The following is an 18,275-nucleotide window of genomic DNA, read 5'->3' as shown; positions in this document are numbered from 1 at the left end:
CTTATTACATAGGTATTTAGAACTGTTTATTTGGAGGAATTTCCATTTTCTAGTCCCCGTCTTTATTTTATAACAGGATGATACAAAAAACACCTTTAAAACTTAAGAATGACTTCAGACTTGAAAATTATTGTAATGAGCAGGAACAGCCTTTTGTCTGTTAAGGAGAACGGAGTATGCAGATTTCTTATACCATTTTAACTAACCATAAACTTACATAGCAGGAAATGGAGAAATCCGGGATTTGTCATTAGATCAAATTTCCTGCTGCATGGCATTCGGCATGGATATACATCGGAAGCGGTTTTATCTATAATAAAGACAGTGTGCATTTTTCAAATCATAAGCAGGCGGGGGTTTATTTTAGATGAATCTGAAAAAAATTGCAGCAGAGCGGGCGGCAGAATACATTCAAGACGGCATGAAGGTTGGACTCGGAACAGGCTCGACGGCATATTTTGCGATATGCAGACTGGGAGAGCGTGTACGCGAGGGGCTGCAAATCCAGGCTGTGGCGACTTCGGAAGCTTCGGACAAGCTGGCTCGCGAGTGGGGAATTCCGATCATCCCATTCGACCAGATTGGAAGGCTGGATATTACGATTGATGGTGCAGATGAGGTCGATCCTGATTTCAATCTGATCAAGGGCGGCGGCGGAGCTCTTCTACGTGAAAAAATCGTGGCGGCTAACAGTGATAAACTCATCATAGTTGCTGATGGGAGCAAGGCGGTTCAACAATTGGGTCAGTTTCCATTGCCGGTAGAAGTGGTTCCTTTTGCATCGGAATGGACCTTCCAGGCGCTGGAGAAGCTGGGCTGCCGACCAGAATGGCGTATGAATGAAGATGAGCGCTACTTTACTGACAACGGAAACCTGATTGCGGATTGCCGGATGGAATCCATCGTCAACGTGGCTGAGCTCAATGTACAACTCAACATGCTGCCAGGCGTAGTCGATAACGGTTTGTTCGTTAACATGGCCGATACGGTGATTCTGGCCAAAGATGACGGTAGTATTGATGAGCGCCATCGTTCCTAAGATCGATCAGATGACCCTAGGATACATGTGTTTAGCTTATTGATTGTAATGACTTGTTTAGAGAAGTGCTGTGTGAGGGATGAAAACGCTGCTTGGCATCGAAGCGCAGCCTGAATTTGCAAACCATTGACGGAGGATTATGGAAATGCCGAATACGGAGGACAATCGGGAACTATCTTTACAATTATTCGTGGTTCTCGCCCGAGCATATAATTCTGTTACATCAAGGTCCAATCGTGACATCCAGAGTCATGGACTGAATACGACAGAATTCGGGGTACTGGATTTGTTATATCATAAGGGCCCGCAAGCCTTGCAAAAAATCGGAGAGAAAGTGCTAATGTCCAGCGGGAATATAACCTATGTAGTGGATAAGCTGCAAAACAAGGATTTGCTGTTTAGACGTGCATCCAAGGAAGACCGCCGAGTTATTTACGCGGAATTGACGGAAAAGGGAAGAAATCTATTTACCCAAATATTCCCTGGACATCATCAGGTTATCATCGATGCGATGGAAGGTTTAGATCCATCGGAAAAAGCGGATGCCATTCGCCTATTGAAGAAGCTAGGACTAGCTGCTGAAGGAAAAACCGACTTGCGTCCATAACGCAGGCCGGTTTTTTTTGTTTAAAAAAGGGAGCATGAACTGGCTAGATGACTTGCAGGAATGCTCATAATATAGGAAAATTGTTCTAATATGCAGCTCCAAATGAAATGTTTCTCCCTGGAGTTCATGTATAATAATAAAAGCATTTCCCGATCAATCGCTGATTGAAATCGAATTAACTCTTATCGTGGATATTTCATGATGGTTGATACGATTGCACAGCAAGAGGAGGGATAACGTAATGACCCATCAGGAAGCTGGGGAACGCTTGCTGAAAGCAGCAGGTGGGCTGGCTGATAAAATAACGGAGAAGCAGTATACGCTGCAACCTGAGTTGCTTGAACGTTTTGGTGAAAATGGCAGAATGCGGACTCAACAGGATTCACAATATAGCTTGAATTATCTGGCTGAGAGCGTTCTGGTTAAGAGTCCTAATCTGTTTACTCATTATATATCTTGGCTCAAAACGCTACTGGCAGGTTATCACGTTTCGGCGGATGATCTGGCCATTAATTTAAATCTAATTAAAGAGACGTTGGAAGAAGAGTTTGATGATGCATCCAAGTCACTTGTTCTAGATTATCTGGAAATGGGAATCTATCAAACCCAGCAGCATGACGTAGCACAAGGGTTCGTTAACGAATCTTTTCCATATGGCCATGCTGCCAAATCTTATTTGCAGGCCCTTCTGGATAGCAGACGCCAAGAAGCTTTTGGCATTATTGAAGCCGAGCTGGAAAGCGGAGCAAGCATTCGTGATATTTATCGTTATATTTTTCAACCCACTCAATATGAAATAGGCCGCTTGTGGCAGCTTAGCCAGATCAGTGTCGCTCAGGAGCACTTTTGTACGGCAGCCACACAGGCTATTATCTCCCGGCTGTATCCGCGCTGGTTGATCCATGAGCCACAGCAGAAAAAGCTGGTTGCAGCCTGTGTAGGCAGTGAGCAGCATGAGATCGGTTTGCGTATGCTTGCTGACGTGTTTGAGATGGAAGGTTGGGATACGTATTATCTGGGGGCAAATGTTCCGAATGGCAGCCTGCTTGAGGCGATCGAGCGCCATCAGGGAGATGTGGTGGCTATTTCAGTAACGATGACATTTCATCTTCATCTTGCCAAAGAACTTATCCAAATGATTCGTAATCACCCAGCTACCTCGCATGTGAAAATCATGGTAGGAGGTTATCCATTCAACATTGATCCGGAGTTATGGAGGACCGTTGGGGCAGATGGTTATGCTCCCGGAGCTGATGAGGCTGTTGCCGTCGCAGAAAGTCTGCTGGCTCAGCAATCTGCCAACTGCAACGTTGGTATGATTCGCGAATAGAGAGGAATGACGCAATGTCTAATGAAGCTGGAGAGATCGAAAAGCTGCGTAAAACGATTGAGCATTTATCTGATCAGATTATTCGCAGTAAGGAACAGGAAGAGCGAATTCTTGGTGAATTCTCGGAAATGAACAATGAACTGGTGACGCTTCAGCGTCTGCTTGCTAAAAATAACGCAAGTCTGGATGCAGCTCGGAAAGAAGCAGTATCCGCAGGGGAATCCAAGAGTTCATTTATAGCCGTGATCAGCCATGATTTCCGTACACCCTTAAATGGAATATTAGGCATGGCTGAACTTCTGCAGCATTCTCCCTTGTCCGAAGAACAGCAGCATTCGGTTCAAGTGATTCAAGAAGCAGCGAGACTTCTGCTGAAGCTGATTCAGGACCTTCTGGACTTTTCCAAACTGGAAGCAGGTCAGATGCGTCTTGAAATGGGAGATGTCGAACTGGAGCCTACGTTTAACTACATCGTTCGTTTGCTGGAGCCCAAGGTGATCCAAAATGGGAACAAACTGGTCGTGGAATGTGATCCCCGAATTTCCGGGGTTCTTGAGGGAGACTCCACACGAATTACACAGGTTTTGATGAACCTGATTCAAAATGCCAACAAATTTACAAAAGAAGGATCAATATGTATTCAAGTTGTCCTGGTTCGGGAAGATGAGAACTCTCAATGGATCCGATTTGAGGTAAAGGATACGGGAATCGGAATCGCCGAAGAAGATCAGAAAACCTTGTTCCAGCCCTACGTTCAAACGGAAAAAGGCCGTTCCAAGGAATATGAAGGAACAGGCCTGGGGTTATCCATATGCCAGTCTCTTGTGGGGTTAATGGGGGGGCAGATTGGAGTCATTAGTCAAGAGGGCCAGGGCTCGACATTTTGGTTTGAAATTCCAATGGGACGCAAGACAGAACATGTAAAAACCACAGTCCCGACGGGAGAAGATACATTACATGATGCGGGCGCCTTACTACAGGAACCCTATTCTCGGCCAATCCTGCTCGCAGATGATAATCTGATTAACCGTCAGGTTGTTTTGATGCAGCTTAAGAAACTTGGGATCACCGAGGTCGATTCGGTTTCCAACGGAGAAGAGGCTGTTGCGGCCTTTCTTAGCAAGAGGTATGGAATCATACTGATGGATAACATGATGCCGGTTATGGATGGACTTGAGGCAACACGCAAAATAAGAGCCATGGAGCAGGATGAAATGCGTCATGCCATTCCGATTATTGCGATGACAGGCAACGTCATGGATGGAGAGAAAGAAAAATGTCTTGAAGCTGGAATGAATGATTTCATTGGCAAGCCGTTTACACTGGAATCATTAAAAAACGTAATTCAAAAATGGCAGCATCCCTCGGAACCTCGGGAAGTGCTGAATATGAGCATAGTCAAAGAGATTGGCGAATTGAACAGCGACGGTGAGCAGTCAATACTTGAGATGCTGCTGGGCATGTATCGTAACGAAACACCTGGCAAAATTGAAGTGCTTCGGAGATACGTTGTCTCCGGAGACCATATTGCAGCTGCTGAATGTGCCCATGATCTGAAGTCCGGCAGCTTGAGTCTCGGAATAGAATATTGTTCAACGCTTTTTGCCAGAATTGAACAGCTTGCCAAAACAGGTCAAGTGAGGAAGGCTGAGCCATTGCTGGGTGAATTGATGCCAGCATATCAGGAGGCCTGTGAAGCTTTGGAGAAAGTCATCATTTAAGGGTTTGCTGTCTTAACGAAATAAGTTAGGGCAGCAAGCCTGTTTTTTCGTTCGAAAACGAGTGTACATAAGAACATGTATCCTTAACTGTGTTAGGGGCAGAAGATCTTGAGAGGGAGAGAAAAGCATTCATGTTAATATACGGGATTACCGCACTAATTCTGATCATTCTTATTTCGACTTGGATCGGAGGACTATACTTTTTCAAAACAGCTATTCGCCGAGCGCCAAAACCATTTCTAATCGACAATCCGAATCTAATGCCTGAACCGGATAATGAATTGATCAGCAGTGCATCAGATCTCGAGTGGTTGGACATGCAGGATGGTGAAATAGTAAGCATCACCTCTCATGATGGGTTGAAATTGCAGGGAATATGGTTGGCTTCAACTGGGAAGTCGAGTCAGACGGTAATTCTGGCGCACGGGTATTCCGGGAGAGGCAGAGAAATGGCTGGTTTTGCAAGGTACTATGTAGAGAAAAGAGGCTGTAATGTACTCATGCCTGATGATCGCGCTCATGGTCATAGTGAAGGAGACGTCATCGGATTCGGCTGGCTGGATCGGAAGGATTACGTCGATTGGGTCCATTGGGCGATCAACAAGGTAGGCAACCAGACAGACATTGTGCTGCATGGCATCTCCATGGGCGGTGCAACGGTTCTTATGACAGGCGGGGAGTCTCTGCCGGATCAGGTAAAAGCCATCGTGTCAGACTGCTCCTATACATCGGTGAAGGATGAGCTTACGTTTCAACTGAAACAATTGTACAAATTACCGCCCTTTCCATTTATCCCTGTGACAAGTCTGATCTCCAGATGGAAAGCAGGGTATTCCTTCGGGGAGGCATCGGCTCTCAAACAGCTCGCCAAGGTGCAGGTTCCCGTTCTATTTATTCATGGAGAGGCGGATACCTTCGTCCCGACAGAGATGGTGTATCGGCTTTATGAAGCTTGTCCTACGGAAAAAGAGCTGCTGACGATTCCCCGTGCGGGTCACGGTACAGCTTTTCAGGTGGATCGAGTGCGTTATGTGGAAGTTCTTGATGCCTTCTTGAACAAGGTAATGATGCAGCAAGCGAATTAGATTTTTAATATCGTGGGTAGTTAATAGTAGGTGCTTGTAACAAGGAGGTGCAGCATGCCGCGATCACGAAGGGTTTGTTCTTACTGTCAACAGGAAATGGGAGAAGACGAGTTCAAATGCAAAGCATGTGGCAATCTCGTTGAAATGAAGACCGTTCCTGCAGTGACAACACAAATGGAAGAATACGAGGAGGATGTATTGGATCGTTACTCGATAGGTCTGCTCATTCTAATTGCGATTCTTCTTCCACCGATAGCGATTGCCATTGGCGGGGTAATGTTATTTAATGACGATCCTTACAAAAGGGACGCCGGGAAAATGCTTGTGACAGGTGCCCTGCTCGTGTTAGTCATTTGGGCCATCATTTTAATTTCGATCTCAGGAACGCTGACAATCCAATTCTAGATTATTACGGGGGTGCCTTTCATGGGAAATGAACAATTCGAAGCAGCGCGCAAAGCGGAGGCAGGGTACCATTCGAACTTTTATCAGAATAATGAACTATTTGAAGCCGGAACGTGGATGGCTAGACCGATGCCAATGGTGATGGATATGCTGGAACGTTTGCTTGCACACAAAACGGATCTGCGAGTGCTTGATCTGGGATGCGGAGTAGGGAGACACACCATTCCAATTGCACAGCGTCTGCAGCAAACGGACAGCGAAGTTATTGGTGTGGATCTGCTGGACGAAGCGATAGAAGGACTTCGGAAATATGCGAAGAAATATCAGGTTGATCATATGGTACAAGCCGTGAAAGCAGACGTGGAGCATTATGATATCAGGCCGAATACTTTTGATTTTATTGCAGCTTGTTCCTGCCTGGAGCACGTATCGGGTGAAAATGCTTTTCTGGAAGCGCTAAGTCGTCTTCAGGCAGGCACACGCACAGGTGGAATTCATTGCATCACCATGAGTACAAGTGTAGAGGAGCAGGAGATTAACACTGGACGGCGAATTGAACCTTTGATCGAACTAAATCTGTCAACAGCCAAGGCCACCGAATTGCTTGAAGAGGCATATGCAGGATGGAATATTCTGCTTCAGGAACACGTAACTCAGACCATTGAAGAAGAAAAGTACGATGAACCGACACAGTTCCGCTGCGAATTGCTTCGTTTTGCCGTACAGAAGCAATAACAGAACCTGCCGGGAAGTATGAGGTTATGCAACCCGGCAGTTCTGTTTCCTATGACATAAGGAAACGTCGTGAATATAGTCAACTATCAGAGTGTGGGGGATACAAATGAATACATTTGTGATAGGCATAGATGGTGGGGGAAGCCATACAAGAGTGGCTGTAGCCGATGGAGATGGACAGCTGTTGTCCTATGTGGAAAAGGGAGGTTGTAATCGTTATCACGATTCCAACGCTGAGCAGCATGTGCTCGGAGGCATAGCAGAAGCGCTGGAGAAGGCTGGTATTAAGGCTGAACAAGTGGCTGCCATTCAAGCGGGTATGGCAGGTCTGGACCGGGAAGAAGAATTCACCTGGGCCGAGGGTGTTCTTGCCAAAACAGGCATCCTTGGAAGGAGAAGTGCCGTAAACGATACACATATTGCTCATACAGCTGCCTTTAACGGTAGGCCTGGAATCGTGGCAATTGGGGGCACCGGGTCTTTGATCCTTGGCAGGACGGAGCAGGAAATCTGGCTCCGAAACGATCAATTTGGGCACTATGCTCCGACGGCAGCGCGTTTTCTGTCCTACGATACTGTGCATTCCGTTCTGGCAGGCCGATATGAGCGAGAGGATCATTCCCTTGTCGAACAGATTCTTGCATATTGGAATATGCGTTCAGTGCCGGAGCTCGCAGCGCTTGGAGCCGCAGGTTTTGCTGATAATAAACAGGCGATGAACCGCAAATTCAGCCAAATGGCAGCTTTGGTGACGGAAGCTGCCGCTCAGCGAATTCCACTTGCGATGAGGGTATGTGACTCGGCAGCAGATACAGCTGTAGTGGGTATTCTAATGCTGGCAAGCTGTTTTCAATCTAAACAGGTCTCTTACACACTGACTGGAAGCTGCCTGACCTCATCTTATATGAAGGCTGCCGTTCAGAGAGGGTTAGGTCAAAACCATCCATCTACAAGTAGAGAGTTCGATTACATATCCAGCGAATTTCCAGCCGTTGGCGGCGCAATCTTGGATGCTTTTCATTTGGCTGGTATTCAGGTGAATCAGGATACCCCCGCTGCACTTCAGAGTCAGTTACAAGGGTATGGGACTTGAACTTTGACAGGCTAACGTCTACAATACGATAACGGAATTAAGCAAGTCATAGGAGGAATATAAGAGTGTTGATTAATCTAAAATCACGCATACAGGAGCCGGAAGTGCAGGAATTGCTGTCCTACTCTGTTTTCCCGGACCCGGAGCAAGTCGGTCATGCGCTGCAGCAATATGTGAATAAGGACGAGCTTCTGCTGGATGGATATGAGGATGAGGGACAGTTGGTCGGCTTGGTTGGGTATGAGAAAACGGGAAACAGCGAGATTACCATCCAACATATTGCGGTATTGCCGGAGAACCGTTTCAAAAACTATGGCCGTGGCATGATTGCACAGCTGCTGGAGAAGTATAATCCGGACAAGCTCATCGCGGAAACGGATCAGGAAGCTGTGGAATTTTATCGTAATACTGGCTTTGTCGTATACAGCCTGGGTGAGTTATATCCAGGTGTCGAACGATTCCGTTGTGTACTGGAAAAAGACGAGGATGCAATCGAAGAATAGTTGATGGATCACCTTTATCATGGGGACCCTTGTAATTTAAACGAGAAACAGGGCGTGTGACTTGGCCGGGAGCTGAGCCTTACGCCCTGTTTTTTTGTCGTGAAAACACAAAATAACAGGAATAAAGTATTGCTTTGCATTATAGTTTCAATATAGAATAGTTTCATTGAAGAATAGTTCGATAAGTGAACTATATGGACAAAAAGGTCAGAAAGGAGAATAAACATGAATACACCGGATGCCAAAAGTTTGGTGAACCGCTATCTGGATGCATCGTTCCTGGTATCCAAACAGTTTGATACGCGAATCCGTGAAAAGGTGGGGCAGACCATGACAACAGACCAGTTCTGTGCTCTTCGTTTGATTGAGGAGAAACCATCCTGCACACCATCCGATCTGTCAGAGCTTCTCTGCGTCGGGAAAAGCAGCATCACGGCATTGGTTAACAAGTTGGTTGATCGTGATCTGGTCCATCGGGCCGGAGATGAGCGGGATCGCAGAGTGGTATATCTGACTTTGACAGATACCGGCCGACAGGTATATCGCGAGACAGAACGGGAAATACAGCAGCTTCTTGAGCCGTACCTGGTCCACTTTAAGCCGGAAGAAGTACAGAATTTTATTGAATCCTTTGAGAAGTTGGCGACCTTGCTTACGAATGAGGGAGGACAGGAGAGCGAATGAGAACGATTTTGAAAGCAAGATGGTGGTTGATGGGGTTATGGGTTGTTGTAGCCGCCGTGTTGATGTTCACAGCCCCCAACATGAGTGAACTGATTCGGGAAAAAGGACAGTTTTCGGTCCCGGAAGGGTACTCATCCACCCAGGCAGCTGCCATCCTCGATGAAGCTGCTGCACAAAAAGGCGAACAGCAGGGCAGTCAGCTGGCACTTGTTTTTTATAACCCGGATGGTTTGGGTACAACCGGCAAACAAGAGGCGGAAAAGGCTGTAAAGCAGCTGGAGTCGAAGAAAGAAGAACTCGGCATTTTGTCCATCTTGGAGCCCTTCTCCCAGCCAGAATTGTCAGACAAAATGATCTCTGCTGATGGAAAGACGATCCTGACATCTCTGTCTATCGATCAGGGAGATCGTACCGTCAAGGAAATGCGCGAGGATCTTAATGAAACGCTGGACTCGGTCAATGTGGAGCACTACATAACCGGTAAAGGATTAATCGATGAAGATACGGTAGAGAGTTCCCAGGAGGGACTCAAGAAATCGGAGTATATTACGGTTGTATTTATTTTGCTCATATTGTTCCTTGTATTCCGTTCGTTTGTAGCTCCATTTGTCCCTCTGCTTACCGTGGGTATCAGCTATATTGTATCGCAGCAGATTGTTGCATTCCTGGTCGATGGGGTGGATTTCCCGATCTCGACCTTTACGCAGATTTTCATGGTTGCCGTCATGTTCGGGATTGGTACCGATTACTGTATCCTGCTCATCAGCCGATTCAAGGAAGAATTAGCCCATCATGAAACGACGTGGGAAGCGATTATTGCAACCTATCGGACGGCAGGCAAAACGGTATTCTTCTCTGCTCTTGCCGTGCTGGTTGGTTTTGTCGCCATCGGTTTTGCGCAGTTTATGCTGTACCGTTCCGCAGTGGCAGTCGCAGTCGGCATTGCCGTAATGATGCTCGCGCTGGTTACCATTGTTCCATTCTTTATGGCGGTGCTGGGCAAGAAGCTGTTCTGGCCTTCCAAAGGTTCACTCGAACATGCGGAGAGCAAGATCTATGGAGCAGCGGGTCGCTTCTCGCTAAAACGTCCATGGGCTGCGCTGCTTATTGTTGCAGCTGTCTGCGTGCCGCTTCTGGCCACGTACGATGGGAAATTATCGTTTAACAGCTTGGATGAGATTGGTGAGAAGTATGATTCGGTAAAAGCGTTCAACATTATCTCGGAAAGCTTTGGTCCGGGTGAGTCCCTGCCGGGTCAGATTGTGATCCAAAATGATGAACCGATGGACAATGCCAAATATATGGCCGTAGCTGAGAAAATCAGTCGTGAAGTGGAGAAAGTGCCGGGAATCTCCGGGGTACGCAGCATGACGCGTCCGACCGGTGACGAGATCAAGGATTTCGAAGTCACTCAGCAAGTGGGGACTTTATCGGACGGACTCGGTGAAGGCAAGACGGGTCTGGATAAAATTCGTGATGGTCTTAGCGAAGCCAGCAGTCAATTAAGCAAGAACGAACCTCAGATCAAAGAAGCTGCAAATGGTGCCGGAGAACTGAGCAAAGGTACGTCCCAGCTGCAAACGGGAATTAGCCAGTTGTCCGAAGGTCTTCAGCAGATTGAGCAAGGAATTCGTGACGGCTCGGCCGGTGCTGGTGATCTGCAAGCAGGGCTGCAGCAGGCGAAAACAAGTGCTGACCAGCTGGCACAGGCGAGTAATCAGCTGCTTGAAGCTTACCGTCAGGCTGGTGCAGGTGTAGCTGCGCTTGGCGAGGGTACCGGCGAAATTCAGCAGCAGCTCACAGGCATATCTACTGCGCTGACCAGTCTGAATGAATCATTTGCAGCGCTTGAAGAAAGATACCCTGACCTCCTGCAGGACGCAGACTATCTGCGGGTCAAAGGTACACTTGGGGAAACGGGAACAGGTACAGCCCAGCTTGCCCAGGCTCTAGGACAGATTCAAAGCAATCTGAGTCAAGCTGCTGCAGGGATCAACCAGGCTAACGAAGGCTTCGCTTCCGCTGCATCTGGACAACAGGCTCTGGCTAGTGGACTGGGTCAGATTGTAACGGGAATAGGACAGCTTGAAGCCGGGCTGAAGCAGGCAGCAGATGGTCAAGGTAAAGTGATCAGCGAGATTCCTTCCATCCAGGATGGACTCAGCCAGCTTCAGGGTGGTCAGGAGAAAATTAGCCAAGGCTTCTCGGACCTGAGTGGTCAGCTGACCCAATTAACAGATGGTTTGAATCAGAGTGTGGATGGAATTGCGCAGGTGTCCGGTGGTCTTGATTCTGCACAGGATTATTTGACACAGCTGCAGAATTCACCGGATTCTGATCTGGCCGGCTGGTATGTACCTGAAGAAGCATTGAGCAACAAAGACTTCGCACAGGTATTTGATACGTATCTGTCCCAGGATCGGAAGACCATGACGATAGATGTTATTTTCGCTGAAAATCCGTATGGTATTGAAGCGATTGATCGTGTACCGGATATTGAAGCTGCGGTTCACCGTGCTGTACAGGGTAGTGCGCTGGAAAAAGCAGACATTGCTGTTGGCGGGGTAACCAGCACGTTTGCTGATTTACAGGAGATCTCCAACAACGACTACACACGCACGGTTATGCTCATGCTTGCAGGCACATTTATCGTTCTTGTCCTGCTTCTGAGATCCGTGATCATGCCGATATATTTGATCGTTTCCCTGCTGCTGGCCTATTTCACTTCCATGGCTCTAACCGAGGCGATATTCGTAAATATCCTTGGTTTTGCGGGCATCAGCTGGGTTACGCCATTCTTCGGATTCGTAATGCTGATTGCGCTTGGAGTGGATTACAGTATCTTCCTGATGGATCGATTCAATGAAAATAAAGGCATGAGAGTTCAGGATGCGATGCTGTACGCCATGAGAAACATGGGTACGGTGATTCTGTCGGCAGCCGTTATTCTGAGCGGAACCTTTGCTGCCATGTATCCATCCGGAGTTCTCTCCATGATGCAGATTGCTACCGTTGTTCTTAGTGGTTTGGTTCTGTATTCATTGCTGTTCCTGCCGTTCTTCGTGCCTGTCATGGTGAAGATGTTCGGTCGGGCCAACTGGTGGCCTTTCCCTAATAAGGATCAGAGTGATTCGGCGGATTCGGACCGTACGATGAGCATGTAGCTGAAATCATATCGCCCCTACGAAATATGAATATTTTCGTAGGGGCTTTTCATTTTGAGAGGATATGTGCATGTTGTAAAAATAAAGGTATGCGCCTACGGACACCATCCCGCGCCTTGTCTTCGGTTCTTTCATATAGATATAGCAGTCAGTCATAAGTTAGCAGAGAGGGGCGACGGTGATGGTATATCGATATGCGGCCATTGGAGACTCGTTAACGGTAGGCACAGGCGCGCTGCTGGGCACCGGCTTTGTTCCTTTGTACCGCAGAATGGCAGAAATGAATGTTCGCACATTTGTCTCGATGGATAATATGGGGGTCAACGGATTAACCTCAGGTGAACTGATGCAGATGGTATCCTCCAACACGAGGGTAAGACAGTCTCTGCGCGAAGCGGACATCATTACAATATCCATTGGCGGGAATGATCTCATTCGCACATTTAAGGCGAGCGGAGGTATGCCAAGCGCAAGTAAAATGACACAGGTGCTGGGCGATACTCGCAGTAACGTGTCACAGATCATGAGACATATTCGTCAGTTAAAAGGTAACAGTGCCTATTACGTCCGAACGATTGGATTGTACAACCCGTATCCTCAAGCCGCAGAGGCAGCGTATTGGGTTCGTCAGTATAATTCCTTTCTGAATGGTGCAGGTTCGGGAAACTACGCCTGTGCTCAGGTGTACGACCGGTTTGAAGGGCATGAACGGGAATTGTTATTCTGGGATCGTGTTCATCCCAATGCAAGAGGGTATCGTGTTATTGCGGACCAACTTAATCGTATGGGGTATAGACCTTTTGACTGAAGATCTCAATAGGAGATTACGATATGGCTGTAGGTTATACCTGATTCAGACTGGACCCGAATATGGGCTTACGTTAAGATGGGGAGAATAAGAGATTTTATCTTGTAGATCCATATAGATATTACAGTTGAAGGAGTATTAATCGGTGCACAACATTCATTTACGTCCTCATGAGGATCAGGAACGGCAGCTGATACAGGAAGTGTTATCCGTATTTTCACCTCAATCCTGCTGGGAAGCGGAACGCGGATACGGCGGGATGAACAATACAACGTTTATGGTTAAACTAGATGGCGAGCGTTATGTTCTCAGAGTGTACGAAACACATACGGATCTTGTAAAAATTGCGTTTGAGCACCACGTGTTATCAGCACTCAGAGAGACAGACTTCGAACTGAGAGTACCAGTTCCGGTCAAAGCCAAAAAGGGTGATGGATATACGTTCCATTCCTTTTGCGATCCGAATAATGGACAGAACAAAATCGCAGCCCTCTTTACGTATAGTACAGGCAAGAACCCGGTGTGGAATACACCAGATCAGCTAGTTGAACTGGGAAGTGCGGCAGGTTTGCTATCTGTGGCTCTGGCCGGGCTGAAAATATCTCTTGAGCCTGTATACCCTCCTTATTATCAAATTCAACAGGCATATCCACTCTGTCCGCCAGAGAAATTGATACAGCTTTGTACGTCACCACCTAGCGAGCTCCAGGCGTGCGCAGAAGAAATGCAGGATCTGCTGCCTGTGCTTCCAGCGTTGTTCGAGGCTCTAAACGGGATGGAACATCTGCCTCATCAACTGGTTCACGGAGATGTGAACGCATCCAACGTCTTGTCAGACGATAATGGCCGAATCTGTTCCATTCTGGATTTTGAGTTTGCCACATGGGATTTGCGGGTCATGGAGCTGGCTGTTCCCATGTCGGACCTGCTAACTATGGACAAGAGTGATGAATGGATGTGGGAGGCGCTCGAAGGACTGATCCGGGGATTTCGGAAACAGGTGATTCTGGAGCCGGATGAACTGCTGGCTATTCCGCAGCTTATTCTGCTGCGCAGTCTCGATGTGGTTATGCATTTTATCAGTCGCATGTTCGAAGGAACGGATGAACCCGATGTTGCAGTTAACCAGATCATTAAGCTGCAAGAGCGGATCCTCTGGATGAATCGTAATGAGGAGCGGTTACGCAAATTATTAACGTGAACAGGCAGCTGCCTTTGTTTAACCATTAGAAACAAAAGAACGCCGATTCTGTTTTGAAACAGAATCAGCGTTTTTTATTAAGGCATTCGACTCTACCTTAGCGTATGCCGAACACTTGTCGACATGACGGGTAGCCTACAATCCGCGCTTGCAGAACCAACTGCGGACAGCCCAGCGGCGTTCCTGACGCTTCTTGTATTTTGGCAGGGAGCGGTAGACGTTCAGGGATTGCTCATAGGCTTGCTTGGCATCTGCAGTCCGTTCCAGCGAACGGTAAACGGAACCTAGCAAATAGTAAGCTTCACTCGAGGATGAGTGGATATCCTGGAATTGTTGTACGTATGTCAATGCCTTGTCTCGATCTGACTCCTTAAAGGCATTGGCTAAGGTTAGATAAGGCTGACCGTACTTAACTCTAGGATTGATGTCGAGAGCCTGCAGGATATGCCGCTCACCTGATTCCATGTGACCAAGGTGAAGTTCTGTCGTTCCCAATGCCTCCCAGTATTCAGCAGATTGCTCGTAGGGACGTTCAAGCTCCAGAAGCAATTCATAAGCTTCGTTATAACGTTTGCGTTCGATCAGAAGTCTGGCCAGGTCAAGCTTGGAAGAGACTTCATTGGGACTCATCGCAATCTGCTGACGCAGCCGTGAGATCGTACGCATGCGTTTGATCGGTTTCATAAAACTGGGGAACACGCCGACATAGCGACGATCCAGGAAATACAGAATAATGAGAAGAATCAGAACAGCCAAAAACGGATTGCCAACAATCCGCCATAGAAGGCCGAATATCAAAAATTTAATCAGCACAACAAGTTCAACTCCGTTTATGATGTTATCGCATTACGAACGCTTAAAATATATTTGGATTGATCCAGCGGATTTACGCCTCTGCGTTTGCGCAACGGCTTCACATCCGGAGGGCAATCCTGATATCCGGCAAAAGAGGTGACAAGTACACCCCGTCCCCCGGTCTCAGAGCGGAGTTTCACCGGATAATCCATGGAGGAGGCTAGCGGAATCTGCCCTTCCACAATGCATCTCCCGCCGCCAATAACAGGTGCTTCAAACGTTGCTCGCATATGCACAAGATCGCTTAGAGCCTTGCCTCCGTATTCTTCCGGTACCGTCAAGCGAAATTGCAGAAGCGGCTCCAGCAGCTTAGTACCTGTACGAGCCAGGCCATCCATGATTCCCATCGGCGTAGCAACGACAAAGTCCAGCGGATGCGTATGCCAGACATGATGCTCTCCTTCGACAAGCGTGACCTTCAGATCGGTGACTTCCCAACCGAACATGCCCTGAGACAGGGCCTCTGGTACACGTCGCTGCACTTCATTTTGATACCGCAGCAGCAGTTGGTCTGTTCGAACGGTGGATTCATAGAGCAGACCGCTTCGGCGAGGCAGCGGCTCCATGTGGAAGCGAAGAATGGCCCAGCAGGGTTTAGGCATCGTATAAGCGATGAACCCTTCACCTGGAGCGTTTAGCGTTTCTTTGTAAATGACAGAAGGCGGGTCAAAAACAACTCCCAGTCCAAAACGACTGCTTAACAAGCTCGACAGGATCTCAAGCTGAATGGTTCCCATGACTTTGAGGTGCAGTTCCCGATCTTCTGGAAGCCATTGCAGGTCAAGCAGCGGGTCCTCATCGGTTAACTCCTGCAATGCAGCAACAAGGTCGGGGTAACGAGCCGGATCCTGGCCGTGTACCTGTACTGTCAGCAAAGGCACTGCCATTTGGGGCATGGGAGGAACGGCGTCTGGATTTCCTATAATGTCACCTACATGCGTCTCGCTTAGACCGTAAAGAGCGGCGATCTGTCCGCTGTGTACTGCTCCGGTATCTGACCATTTGCGACCATCCATCTGGCGGATTTGAGTCACTTTTTCTTCCAGTCCTCTGGTCGTGTTATAGATCGTGTCCCGGTTGTGAATGCTGCCTCCGTACATGCGAACGTAAGCTGTTCGTCCCATCGTTTTGTTCCGTTCAATTTTGAATACGACCCCAGATACTGCAGGATCCTCTGTGATTGCAGGTGGTGGGAGGAACCGGGTAACCGCATTAAGCAGTTCGGATACCCCAATCCCTTTCCCCGACGCACCAAAACAAACCGGAAATATCTCGCCTTGATGCACCAGCTTGCGGAATGTTGAATCGATCTGCTCTGATGGCAGAGAGACTTCATTAATGTAAGATTCCATGATCTCTTCATCCAGTTCTGCAATCATCTCAAGGAGTCCAGGAATCGTTTGCTGATTCGCCTGATCATGCCATAAGGAATGAACACCGATGAATGAATCCTCATCCATTACGCAGGATTGTACCGGGCATGCAAATGGAGAGAATGTGGAGTGAACCTGTTCCATAATGGCTGCTGCAGAGGCGCCAATCCGGTCCATTTTATTGATATAAATAATGGTGGGGATGCGAAGGGATCTCAAGGCGTGCCAGATGGTCTCACTCTGGGACTGAATCCCTTCCACAGCTGACAAAATGAGAATGGCACCGTCCATTACACGCAGGGAACGTTCCACTTCGGAGCTAAAATCGATATGTCCCGGGGTATCGACGAGGTCGATCACGGTATTGTTCCATGTAAGGGAGGTCATGGCTGCCTGTACGGAAATTCCGCGTTCTCTCTCAATGTCCAGGGAGTCCGTAGCTGCCGTACCATCGTCTACCCGGCCGGGGCTGCGAACTATGCCGCCATGATATAACATATGTTCTGTTGTGGTTGTTTTGCCTGCATCTACGTGAGCAAAGATACCGATATTTCGGCGATTGAATTCGTTATGCATGGGATCTAAAGCTCCTCTGACCGAAGAAACGTATCGTTTCTGACATTGTTATTCCGTTTTATCATACCACAAGGGCTGTATGGAAGAATATGTTACACTTTTGCAAATCAACCATTCATCGTTCTGCGGTAAGCCGCAGGCGTGGTGCCCGTAATTTTTTTGAATTGCCGATAAAAATGGGGCAGGCTCTCAAAGCCACAGGCATCCGCTACAGATGCCATGGTGTCATCGTTCCGAAGCAGATGCTCCTTCGCCATGATCACCCGGCGGGCTAGGGCATAATCGGTTAGCGTCATGCCGGTATATTTTTTGAACGCCCGGCTGAAATGGGCAGGGGATACTGCTGCCTGCAGAGCAAGGTCTGACAAGGAAAGGCCGCTGCGAAGTTTATCGTCAATATTGGACAGGGTGGCTGACAGCCAGCTCGGACCGGAACTGGAATGAACAGAGCGGGCAGGACCAGCGTCCTCGAGACGTTCAAGAAATATGAGCAGCAGTTGAAGCCGAAGCAGGGCTGCATGGGCGCTTAGCTGATTCTCCATCTGGAATTCGGCATGGATTTCTTCAATAAACGCAGTCACTTTGGCTTGTTCCTCCGGGGTCAGGTGTCTTTTATAAACCCTGCGTCTGCGGCATCGCTCAAACAGGGAGAGCAGGACTGAAGCACTGCCTCCTGCAGCTGCAGTCAGTAATCCGGGACTGAAAAACAGAGCTGAAGAGGTTACAGGATTAATCTCGTCCGGCAAAGCCCGGTGCACTGTACTGCCAGGAATGATGAATAAATCCCCTGTCTGCATGTCTTCAAGACCCGTATCAATAAAAATGGTCCCTTGACCGCGATATACGTAAATGATTTCATGCCAATCATGCAGATGATCCGGCAGTTCATTCTGGGGAGCTTTCGTATCTGCATAGACCAGTCGAAAGGGAATGCCTGAATCTGACTGGATGGTTGTGCGAACGGGCGAGCGTGCCATAAGGACTCCTTTCTAAAGCTAATTAATACACGGTAGATCACGCCTGGTCATGAAAGAGTATATTTAACGCAATATAAGCAATTTAATTTCCTTTTTTTGATGATACAATGAATTTAAAG

At 47.8% G+C, this 18,275-nt stretch carries 16 protein-coding genes; 13 read left to right on the top strand and 3 right to left on the bottom strand.

Annotated elements, in window-relative coordinates; all coding sequences use genetic code 11:
• The first annotated feature begins 367 nt into the window (after positions 1 to 367).
• The 13 genes from rpiA to AC3WQ3_RS13000 all read left to right on the top strand — a co-directional run bounded on the left by rpiA (position 368) and on the right by AC3WQ3_RS13000 (position 14,375).
• Entirely contained in the window at positions 368 to 1,039 is a 672-nt protein-coding gene (rpiA, locus tag AC3WQ3_RS13060) for a ribose-5-phosphate isomerase RpiA (RefSeq protein WP_492472461.1), read from the top strand.
• Positions 1,040 to 1,184: 145 nt separating this feature from the next.
• The gene (locus AC3WQ3_RS13055) at positions 1,185 to 1,646 is read left to right on the top strand and encodes a MarR family winged helix-turn-helix transcriptional regulator (RefSeq protein ID WP_336779580.1); all 462 of its coding nucleotides are present in this window, start codon (positions 1,185 to 1,187) and stop codon (positions 1,644 to 1,646) included.
• A gap of 241 nt (positions 1,647 to 1,887) precedes the next feature.
• Complete coding sequence (locus AC3WQ3_RS13050; RefSeq protein ID WP_336779581.1) at positions 1,888 to 2,976, top strand: cobalamin B12-binding domain-containing protein; 1,089 nt, start codon at positions 1,888 to 1,890, stop codon at positions 2,974 to 2,976.
• A 14-nt stretch (positions 2,977 to 2,990) separates the two neighbouring features.
• A complete protein-coding gene (locus AC3WQ3_RS13045) occupies positions 2,991 to 4,697 on the top strand; it encodes a hybrid sensor histidine kinase/response regulator (RefSeq protein ID WP_492472460.1) in 1,707 nt (568 codons plus the stop codon).
• 131 nt (positions 4,698 to 4,828) lie between these two features.
• The gene (locus tag AC3WQ3_RS13040) at positions 4,829 to 5,782 is read left to right on the top strand and encodes an alpha/beta hydrolase (RefSeq protein WP_492472459.1); all 954 of its coding nucleotides are present in this window, start codon (positions 4,829 to 4,831) and stop codon (positions 5,780 to 5,782) included.
• A gap of 54 nt (positions 5,783 to 5,836) precedes the next feature.
• Positions 5,837 to 6,187: a hypothetical protein gene (locus AC3WQ3_RS13035; RefSeq protein WP_221806600.1), complete on the top strand. Its 351-nt coding sequence runs from the start codon at positions 5,837 to 5,839 to the stop codon at positions 6,185 to 6,187.
• Between the two features lie 21 nt (positions 6,188 to 6,208).
• Positions 6,209 to 6,922: a class I SAM-dependent methyltransferase gene (locus AC3WQ3_RS13030; RefSeq protein WP_492472458.1), complete on the top strand. Its 714-nt coding sequence runs from the start codon at positions 6,209 to 6,211 to the stop codon at positions 6,920 to 6,922.
• A gap of 106 nt (positions 6,923 to 7,028) precedes the next feature.
• Positions 7,029 to 8,015 (top strand): N-acetylglucosamine kinase, encoded by a 987-nt coding sequence (locus tag AC3WQ3_RS13025; RefSeq protein WP_492472457.1) that lies wholly within the window; start codon positions 7,029 to 7,031, stop codon positions 8,013 to 8,015.
• 65 nt (positions 8,016 to 8,080) lie between these two features.
• Entirely contained in the window at positions 8,081 to 8,518 is a 438-nt protein-coding gene (locus AC3WQ3_RS13020) for a GNAT family N-acetyltransferase (protein WP_153977944.1), read from the top strand.
• Positions 8,519 to 8,743: 225 nt separating this feature from the next.
• Positions 8,744 to 9,202 carry a MarR family winged helix-turn-helix transcriptional regulator gene (locus AC3WQ3_RS13015; protein ID WP_127536322.1) on the top strand — a complete coding sequence of 153 codons (459 nt, stop codon included), beginning with the start codon at positions 8,744 to 8,746 and terminating at the stop codon, positions 9,200 to 9,202.
• A complete protein-coding gene (locus tag AC3WQ3_RS13010; RefSeq protein WP_492472456.1) occupies positions 9,199 to 12,366 on the top strand; it encodes an MMPL family transporter in 3,168 nt (1,055 codons plus the stop codon). The genes AC3WQ3_RS13015 and AC3WQ3_RS13010 overlap by 4 nt, the downstream gene beginning before the upstream one ends.
• Positions 12,367 to 12,547: 181 nt before the next feature.
• On the top strand, positions 12,548 to 13,174 hold the full coding sequence (locus AC3WQ3_RS13005; RefSeq protein ID WP_336780220.1) for a GDSL-type esterase/lipase family protein: 627 nt from the start codon (positions 12,548 to 12,550) through the stop codon (positions 13,172 to 13,174).
• A gap of 145 nt (positions 13,175 to 13,319) precedes the next feature.
• Positions 13,320 to 14,375 (top strand): phosphotransferase, encoded by a 1,056-nt coding sequence (locus tag AC3WQ3_RS13000; protein WP_492472455.1) that lies wholly within the window; start codon positions 13,320 to 13,322, stop codon positions 14,373 to 14,375.
• Between the two features lie 135 nt (positions 14,376 to 14,510).
• Here the strand turns inward: AC3WQ3_RS13000 and AC3WQ3_RS12995 are convergent, their stop codons facing one another.
• The 3 genes from AC3WQ3_RS12995 to AC3WQ3_RS12985 all read right to left on the bottom strand — a co-directional run bounded on the left by AC3WQ3_RS12995 (position 14,511) and on the right by AC3WQ3_RS12985 (position 18,156).
• On the bottom strand, positions 14,511 to 15,188 hold the full coding sequence (locus AC3WQ3_RS12995; protein ID WP_492472454.1) for a tetratricopeptide repeat protein: 678 nt from the start codon (positions 15,186 to 15,188) through the stop codon (positions 14,511 to 14,513).
• A gap of 17 nt (positions 15,189 to 15,205) precedes the next feature.
• Positions 15,206 to 17,179 carry a GTP-binding protein gene (locus AC3WQ3_RS12990; protein ID WP_492472453.1) on the bottom strand — a complete coding sequence of 658 codons (1,974 nt, stop codon included), beginning with the start codon at positions 17,177 to 17,179 and terminating at the stop codon, positions 15,206 to 15,208.
• Positions 17,180 to 17,286: 107 nt separating this feature from the next.
• A complete protein-coding gene (locus AC3WQ3_RS12985) occupies positions 17,287 to 18,156 on the bottom strand; it encodes an AraC family transcriptional regulator (RefSeq protein ID WP_127536314.1) in 870 nt (289 codons plus the stop codon).
• Between the last annotated feature and the right edge of the window lie 119 nt (positions 18,157 to 18,275).

This window comes from Paenibacillus sp. FW104-T2, assembly GCF_058789975.1.
The sequence above is the reverse complement of the archived record's forward strand: the minus strand, read 5'-3'. Positions and strand labels throughout refer to the sequence as shown.

What these genes read in the sequence shown, in the direction of transcription:
- AC3WQ3_RS13050 (WP_336779581.1), top strand. Translation starts at nt 1,888, where the DNA reads ATGACCCATCAGGAAGCTGGGGAACGCTTGCTGAAAGCAGCAGGTGGG.
- rpiA (WP_492472461.1), top strand. Translation starts at nt 368, where the DNA reads ATGAATCTGAAAAAAATTGCAGCAGAGCGGGCGGCAGAATACATTCAA.
- AC3WQ3_RS12985 (WP_127536314.1), bottom strand. Translation starts at nt 18,156, where the DNA reads ATGGCACGCTCGCCCGTTCGCACAACCATCCAGTCAGATTCAGGCATT.
- AC3WQ3_RS13015 (WP_127536322.1), top strand. Translation starts at nt 8,744, where the DNA reads ATGAATACACCGGATGCCAAAAGTTTGGTGAACCGCTATCTGGATGCA.
- AC3WQ3_RS13035 (WP_221806600.1), top strand. Translation starts at nt 5,837, where the DNA reads ATGCCGCGATCACGAAGGGTTTGTTCTTACTGTCAACAGGAAATGGGA.
- AC3WQ3_RS13040 (WP_492472459.1), top strand. Translation starts at nt 4,829, where the DNA reads ATGTTAATATACGGGATTACCGCACTAATTCTGATCATTCTTATTTCG.
- AC3WQ3_RS13055 (WP_336779580.1), top strand. Translation starts at nt 1,185, where the DNA reads ATGCCGAATACGGAGGACAATCGGGAACTATCTTTACAATTATTCGTG.
- AC3WQ3_RS13045 (WP_492472460.1), top strand. Translation starts at nt 2,991, where the DNA reads ATGTCTAATGAAGCTGGAGAGATCGAAAAGCTGCGTAAAACGATTGAG.
- AC3WQ3_RS13005 (WP_336780220.1), top strand. Translation starts at nt 12,548, where the DNA reads ATGGTATATCGATATGCGGCCATTGGAGACTCGTTAACGGTAGGCACA.
- AC3WQ3_RS12990 (WP_492472453.1), bottom strand. Translation starts at nt 17,179, where the DNA reads ATGCATAACGAATTCAATCGCCGAAATATCGGTATCTTTGCTCACGTA.
- AC3WQ3_RS13030 (WP_492472458.1), top strand. Translation starts at nt 6,209, where the DNA reads ATGGGAAATGAACAATTCGAAGCAGCGCGCAAAGCGGAGGCAGGGTAC.
- AC3WQ3_RS13025 (WP_492472457.1), top strand. Translation starts at nt 7,029, where the DNA reads ATGAATACATTTGTGATAGGCATAGATGGTGGGGGAAGCCATACAAGA.
- AC3WQ3_RS13010 (WP_492472456.1), top strand. Translation starts at nt 9,199, where the DNA reads ATGAGAACGATTTTGAAAGCAAGATGGTGGTTGATGGGGTTATGGGTT.